The following is a 6,074-nucleotide window of genomic DNA, read 5'->3' on the forward strand; positions in this document are numbered from 1 at the left end:
TGGGTAGACATCGAAGGTGCACCGCAGTGTCTACACTTGTTGGTTATTTCCCCACATGGCGGAGCAGACCATGCAGACTTTGCGATTCATCAGCCTGTGGACATTGCCGCTGACGCTTTGCGCCTGCGTCACTTCTGTCGATCACTGGAGCAGAGCGGGCGCGACCCAAGCGATGATCGACCACGACAAGGCTGAGTGTCAGTACCAGGCCAAGTCAGCAACGGCCAGTTACAGCAGCACACCTTCGAATAAAAGCATGGACGCCGCCGTCGGCGCCGGGGTGGGTGACGGAATCGTGGTGGCCGAGAAACAGATCGAACTGACCAATGATTGCATGCGTCTACGCGGCTACAGCGGCAGTTGAATCTCACCGCTACAATGCCTGCTATTCCTGATATCTACAGCGAGAATTCCAATGCCCCTACGCCTGCTTCTGGTCCTGGCACCCTTCCTGTTCACCCCCCTCGCCCACGCTGCGGTCGACTGCGCCAACGCCAGCGATCAGGCGACGATGAATCAGTGCGCCGGGCAGGACTTCAAAGCGGCGGACAAAGAACTGAACACGGTGTACCAGCAGATCACCGGGCGTTTGAAGGACAACCCGGATGGCAAGAAGCTGTTGGTCAGTGCGCAGCGGGCGTGGCTCGGATTTCGGGATGCCGAGTGCAAGTTTTCATCGTCCGGGGTAACGGGCGGGAGCGTTTATCCGTGGGTTTACAGCAGTTGTCTGACCGGGGTGACCAAGGTGCGGGTTGAGGCGCTGAAGCAGTATTTGAAGTGTGAAGAAGGTGACATGAGCTGCCCGGTGCCCGGGGCCTGAATTTTTTGCGGCGGTTTTGAGTGATCTTTCGCGAGCAGGCTGGCTCCCACATTGGAATGCATTTCAAATGTGGGTCAACGCCCGTGCAATGCGTTGCGCGTGACCATGTTCTGCTCAGGCCGATACGACTCGGCTCGGTGCGCACTCGCGCACACGACAGGAGCACCACTGCGTAAACTTTCCTCAAGCACATGCCGTAGCCGCAACAAGCCTTCCCGCTGTAGCGCCAGGTTGGCCTCGATCTGGCGTATCTCATCCATACGGATATCGATTTGCTCGATGGTCAGCGATTTCGAACAACTGCCATCCTGCAAGAACAGACCGCGAATGGTATCGAGAGAAAATCCCAGCCGCTGAGCATCGCGCACCAGAATCAATCGCGCGACAGCCGCCTCGGCGTAGTGGCGATATCCGTTGGCGTCACGGGTAGAAGGCTCCAGCAAACCTTGCTCCTCGTAATAGCGAATGGCCGAAGCGGCAACACCGGTGCGCTTGGAAACTTCTCCAATCTTCATAAAAACTGCTTGACCTTCAAGTTGGCTTTAATCGTTAGCATAAGCCCAGGTTCAGCACGACAGCCAGTCGTTATTGACCCACCTGAACATCTTTCACCTTTATGGAATTTGATGATGAGCACACTGACAGACCTGCTGAAATGGCGCTACGCAACGAAAAAGTACGACCCTTCCCGGGTTGTGTCCGATGAAAAAATCGAGCGCATTCTGGAAGCGGTGCGGTTAACGCCGACATCAAGTGGACTGCAGCCTTTTGAATTGCTCGTAGTGACCAATGCAGAGATTCGCGAAAAGATCAAAGCCGTCAGCTGGAATCAGCAGCAGGTTACCGACTGTTCTCATTTGTTGGTGTTTGCCGCGTGGGACGACATCACGGCGGAGCGGGTCAACATGATGTTTGACCTGACTAACGAAGTACGCGGGACTGTTAACGAAGGATGGGAAAATTACCGTCAGATGCTCTTGGGCATTGTTGCTGAACGTGGCAAGGAGGCCAATTATCAAGCGGCTGCGCGACAGGCTTATATCGGTCTTGGCTCGGCGCTGATTGCTGCGGCATTCGAAGAAGTCGACGCGACACCGATGGAAGGTTTCGACCCGGCTGCCATCGATGAAATACTCGGGCTCGCGGCCCGCAACTTGCGCAGCGTGGTGATTCTGCCGCTGGGCCATCGAGCCACTGAAGGAGACTGGTTGGTCAACTTGAAAAAGGTTCGCCGCTCGCGGGAAAACTTCATTACCGAGATCAAGTAAGCCCTACAAGAGCGGGCCGACTGAAGCATGCCAGCGGCGTGTGTCCCCGCTCTAACCAATTCCTGAATACCAGCGGCCACCGCATGGATCGCGTCCCTCCCCTGCTCTCGCCTTGCTTTGAATTGGGGAGCATATCGACACTGAAATTCCCTCGAATCAATTGAACTCAGGTTCATCCTGCGATCCGGCATCCCGACACTGACGGCGTCCCCTCACAAAACAAGAACAATTTATTATTGCCATTCGATAATTTAACATCGAGAATTAGTCATTCCCAATGACACCGCAAGGATTTTTCATGAGTACTCGTAACAACGGATTGGCACTGCAGCGCATGCATTGGGTCGGACTACTGGCAGCGATTCTTGTCTGGGTTTTAGGGGTGACCGAGGTCGGTGGCAACGCTTCGATCTGGTTCTTTAAAACGGATGAAATGCTCGCAGCTTTGCTCTACGCCTTCGCCGAAAACTCGCCGCAATTACTTGACCCGTTTGTCGAAGGTGCACTACTTGCTCCCGACACTTGGCTCTCGCCATTGGTCACCGCGCTGCTCGTGGTTCTGGACTTCCTGCCCGTGCTGCTCTCGACCTACGTGCTCTGGCTGACCGGCCTGTTTTTCCTGCGCTTGTCCCGCGGTGAGACCTGGACCGACCGAAATATCAGGGTTCTTTGGCGAGTGGGGATTCTGTGCATCATTTCTCCTGCTACCTATCCACTGGTAGAGACCTTGCAAGGTTTGACACTGTCTATCGATCTGCCGCCCGGGGATCGCATTTTTCAGTTCTCGATCGGCCTGTCATCCTCATCGGCCTACGAGATTATCAAAGGGGTTTTGCTGTGTTTATTTTCAATTATCATGCGCGATGCAAAAGAACTCAGCGATGAGCAAAGTCAATACATATAGAACAAGACAATGACCATTATCGTCCGCCTTGACGTTGTCATGGCCACGCAAAAAATTCGCTCGAAAGAGCTGGCCAGCCTGCTGGGCATTACCGAGGCCAACCTGTCATTACTGAAAAATGGCAAGGTCAAGGGCGTGAAGATGGCCACCCTCGACAAACTCTGCGCCGCACTCGATTGCCAGCCAGGCGATCTGCTGGAATACCAGAAAGACTGAGCCTTGCGCATAAACGCGAGTTAATTGTCGCCAGTCCCCACCGTTTAACTTTTATTCAATCCTTGTTTGTAAGGCGACTTTGTCATGACCCGGTTTTTACTTTGCGCGCTGTTGTCACTGACAGCGTTGATCAGCGGCTGCGCCACACAAATGGACGTAGCGCTAAATGCGACACCTGATCCGGACTATCAATTTGATCGAAAGGCAACTGTGCTCGTGACATCAGCAGGCGGTAGCGACCAAAACGCCCTGAATGCCCGCTACTATCTTCGCGACATGGTCAACGCACTGAAAGACCGGGGCTACCGCGAGGTTTACACCGACGCCAGCCTGCCAAAGAACCATGCGCCGATAAACATGACGGTCAGCCTCGACATTGGCAGTCGGCAGGTGACTTACCGCTATACCGCCACCGAGTATGGTCAAGTGCCGAGCAGCACCTCTACCGTGTGCAAGAACAGCAAGAAAAAAGACGACCGACTGACCTGCACGAGTACACCCAACACGACTTATGGCCCGATAGGCACCTCAGAGCGAACCGGTTACACGACGCTCACTACGTTCAATGCCACTGCCCGGGATGAAGCCAGCAAACGCACGGTCTACCTGCTTCGGGCCTCGTCCTATAACGATGACTGCCAGTCTGCCAAAGTCGAAGCGTTTCTGGTGGAGCAAGGTTTGCAGAACCTGAGCTTTGAGGAGCGTGTGCAGCGCAACTACAGCATCACGATGCCCGAGGGTTACAGCTGCAAATAGGCTTTGCAGACAACTCACAACCACGGCTCAAATAGCATGAGCCGTGGTTGTGAACCTTCAAACGTGAGGATCACCCGGCGCCTTGGTCGGCGCCGCGTATTGCGGCTTGAGATGGCCGTCCTGATCGAGTAACCAGGCGTCCATGATCTGCCGCACCACGGGACCGGCGACACGACCACCAGCCTCACCGTTTTCGATCATCACTGAAATCGCGATCTTTGGATGTTCGGCCGGGGCAAAACCGACAAACAAGGCGTTATCGCGGTGTCGTTCGAGGGTTTTCTCACGGTTGTAGCGTTCGCCCTGCTTGATCGCCACCACCTGCGCCGTACCACTCTTGCCAGCGATGCGGTATTGCGCACCGGCCGCTGCCGCGCGGGCGATGCCTCGGGCATCGTGCATCACCATCTGCATGCCGTGGTTGACCTGCTCCCAGTCACGCGGATCCTTGAGCAGAATATTCGGCATCGGATGCTCGTCGACCGGAGCGACACCATCGACGGTCTTGGCCAGGTGCGGACGATTCCAGACACCTTTGTTGGCAATCAACGCCGTGGCTTGCGCCAGTTGCAACGGCGTGACCTGCATATAGCCCTGGCCGATGCCGAGGATGACCGTTTCCCCCGGGAACCACGCCTGGCGGCGCGTCGCGCGCTTCCACGCTTGCGATGGCATCAGACCGGGCGACTCTTCAAACATGTCCAGCGAGACTTTCTCGCCAAGGCCGAACATCGCCATGTAATCGTGCAGACGGTCGATACCAAGCTTGTGCGCCAAGTCATAGAAGTAGGTGTCGTTGGAGCGCATGATCGCCGCGTCCATGTCCACCCAGCCGTCGCCGCTGTGGTTCCAGTTGCGGTACTTGTGATCGAAGTCCGGGAGTTGGTAATAACCGGGATCGAAGACGCGGGTCTGCGGCGTCACGACACCGGCGTCGAGGCCGGCGATAGCTACTTCTGGCTTGATCGTCGAACCTGGCGCGTAAAGTCCGCGCAGTACGCGGTTAAACAACGGCCGGTCGATCGAATCCCGCAGTGCCGAGTATTCCTTGGAGCTGATGCCAGTGACGAACAGATTTGGATCAAAGCTCGGATTGCTGACCATGGCCAACACTTCACCGGTCGACGGATCGAGCGCAACCACTGAACCACGGCGATCACCCAGAGCGGCTTCGGCAGCTTCCTGCAGCTTGATGTCGAGGCTCAGGACGATGTTCTGGCCGGGGACCGGGTCGGTGTGTTTCAAAACACGGAGTACGCGACCTTGAGCGTTGGTCTCCACCTCTTCGTAACCGACATGGCCGTGTAACTGAGCTTCGTAGAAACGCTCGATTCCGGTTTTACCGATGGACTGGGTACCACGGTACTCGACCGAATCGAGGGTCTTGGATTCTTTCTCGTTGATCCGACCAACGTAACCGATCGAGTGGGCGAAATGTGCGCCGAGCGGGTAGTGGCGGACAAACTGCGGCTCGACATCGAGGCCGGGAAGACGGAACTCGTTGACGGCCAGTACGGCAATTTGCTCTTCCGTCAGCTCATAGAACAGCGTCACCGGCGTGAACGGGTGACGGGACTGCTTCATGGCTTTATCGAAGACTGTGCGGTCTTCTGCAGGCAGGTGCAGAAGGTTGATGACCTCGTCGAGCTCTTGATTGACGTCGGTGGCGCGTTCGCGGGTGATGGTCAGATTGAAACTGGGGCGGTTATCGGCGAGCAACACGCCATTGCGATCGTAGATCAAGCCGCGTGTTGGCGGGATCGGCAAGACGTGGACGCGATTGTTTTCGGAGATGGTCGAGTGGTAGTCGAACTCCACCACTTGCAGGATGTACAGACGCACCACCAGGGCACAGCTGACGGCGAAGACAAACAAGGCGCAGGCGATCAACCGTTTGTTGACCAGTCGCGTCTCTTTTTCGTGATCCTTGATCGGGATGGGTTCAGGCATTTCTACAGCAACTCTTTGACATAAATGAGTGCCGATCCGTGGGCATGACATCAGTCCGTTAAAAAACGAGCTGCACCATACCAAAAACTGCTCGGTCACTTCAGAAGGAATTTCCTCAATGGCGATTTCTTGCGACGGCTGGGACAGCGTTGTCCCGCGA

At 55.8% G+C, this 6,074-nt stretch carries 8 protein-coding genes; 6 read left to right on the top strand and 2 right to left on the bottom strand.

Translation table 11 applies throughout. The annotated features are described in order from the left end of the window. Positions 1-70 precede the first annotated feature (70 nt). A complete protein-coding gene (locus L8H52_RS21460) occupies positions 71-364 on the top strand; it encodes a hypothetical protein (RefSeq protein ID WP_242208638.1) in 294 nt (97 codons plus the stop codon). A gap of 51 nt (positions 365-415) precedes the next feature. Then, a complete protein-coding gene (locus L8H52_RS21465) occupies positions 416-820 on the top strand; it encodes a lysozyme inhibitor LprI family protein (protein ID WP_242208639.1) in 405 nt (134 codons plus the stop codon). A 74-nt stretch (positions 821-894) separates the two neighbouring features. Here the strand turns inward: L8H52_RS21465 and L8H52_RS21470 are convergent, their stop codons facing one another. Then, positions 895-1,335 (bottom strand): MerR family transcriptional regulator, encoded by a 441-nt coding sequence (locus L8H52_RS21470; protein ID WP_242208640.1) that lies wholly within the window; start codon positions 1,333-1,335, stop codon positions 895-897. A 111-nt stretch (positions 1,336-1,446) separates the two neighbouring features. Here L8H52_RS21470 and L8H52_RS21475 point away from each other — a divergent pair, with 111 nt between their 5' ends. From L8H52_RS21475 to L8H52_RS21490, 4 genes are all read left to right on the top strand, one after another. Then, positions 1,447-2,088 carry an NAD(P)H-dependent oxidoreductase gene (locus tag L8H52_RS21475; RefSeq protein ID WP_242208641.1) on the top strand — a complete coding sequence of 214 codons (642 nt, stop codon included), beginning with the start codon at positions 1,447-1,449 and terminating at the stop codon, positions 2,086-2,088. 298 nt (positions 2,089-2,386) lie between these two features. After that, positions 2,387-2,992, top strand: a complete 606-nt coding sequence (locus L8H52_RS21480; RefSeq protein ID WP_242208642.1) for a DUF2975 domain-containing protein — start codon at positions 2,387-2,389, stop codon at positions 2,990-2,992. A gap of 9 nt (positions 2,993-3,001) precedes the next feature. Beyond that, a complete protein-coding gene (locus L8H52_RS21485) occupies positions 3,002-3,208 on the top strand; it encodes a helix-turn-helix transcriptional regulator (RefSeq protein WP_007910409.1) in 207 nt (68 codons plus the stop codon). Between the two features lie 84 nt (positions 3,209-3,292). Beyond that, the gene (locus L8H52_RS21490; RefSeq protein WP_242208643.1) at positions 3,293-3,964 is read left to right on the top strand and encodes a hypothetical protein; all 672 of its coding nucleotides are present in this window, start codon (positions 3,293-3,295) and stop codon (positions 3,962-3,964) included. Positions 3,965-4,021: 57 nt separating this feature from the next. Here L8H52_RS21490 and mrdA read toward each other — a convergent pair whose 3' ends face one another. Then, positions 4,022-5,914: a penicillin-binding protein 2 gene (gene mrdA / locus L8H52_RS21495; protein WP_242208644.1), complete on the bottom strand. Its 1,893-nt coding sequence runs from the start codon at positions 5,912-5,914 to the stop codon at positions 4,022-4,024. Between the last annotated feature and the right edge of the window lie 160 nt (positions 5,915-6,074).

This window comes from Pseudomonas sp. CROZ-RG-20F-R04-15 (genome assembly GCF_022662375.1).
Classification (GTDB): Bacteria; Pseudomonadota; Gammaproteobacteria; order Pseudomonadales; family Pseudomonadaceae; genus Aquipseudomonas.

Excerpts from the sequence above, each read along its gene's own strand:
- L8H52_RS21480 (WP_242208642.1), top strand. The coding sequence starts at position 2,387 with ATGAGTACTCGTAACAACGGATTGGCACTGCAGCGCATGCATTGGGTC.
- L8H52_RS21485 (WP_007910409.1), top strand. The coding sequence starts at position 3,002 with ATGACCATTATCGTCCGCCTTGACGTTGTCATGGCCACGCAAAAAATT.
- L8H52_RS21470 (WP_242208640.1), bottom strand. The coding sequence starts at position 1,335 with ATGAAGATTGGAGAAGTTTCCAAGCGCACCGGTGTTGCCGCTTCGGCC.
- L8H52_RS21490 (WP_242208643.1), top strand. The coding sequence starts at position 3,293 with ATGACCCGGTTTTTACTTTGCGCGCTGTTGTCACTGACAGCGTTGATC.
- L8H52_RS21475 (WP_242208641.1), top strand. The coding sequence starts at position 1,447 with ATGATGAGCACACTGACAGACCTGCTGAAATGGCGCTACGCAACGAAA.
- mrdA (WP_242208644.1), bottom strand. The coding sequence starts at position 5,914 with ATGCCTGAACCCATCCCGATCAAGGATCACGAAAAAGAGACGCGACTG.
- L8H52_RS21460 (WP_242208638.1), top strand. The coding sequence starts at position 71 with ATGCAGACTTTGCGATTCATCAGCCTGTGGACATTGCCGCTGACGCTT.
- L8H52_RS21465 (WP_242208639.1), top strand. The coding sequence starts at position 416 with ATGCCCCTACGCCTGCTTCTGGTCCTGGCACCCTTCCTGTTCACCCCC.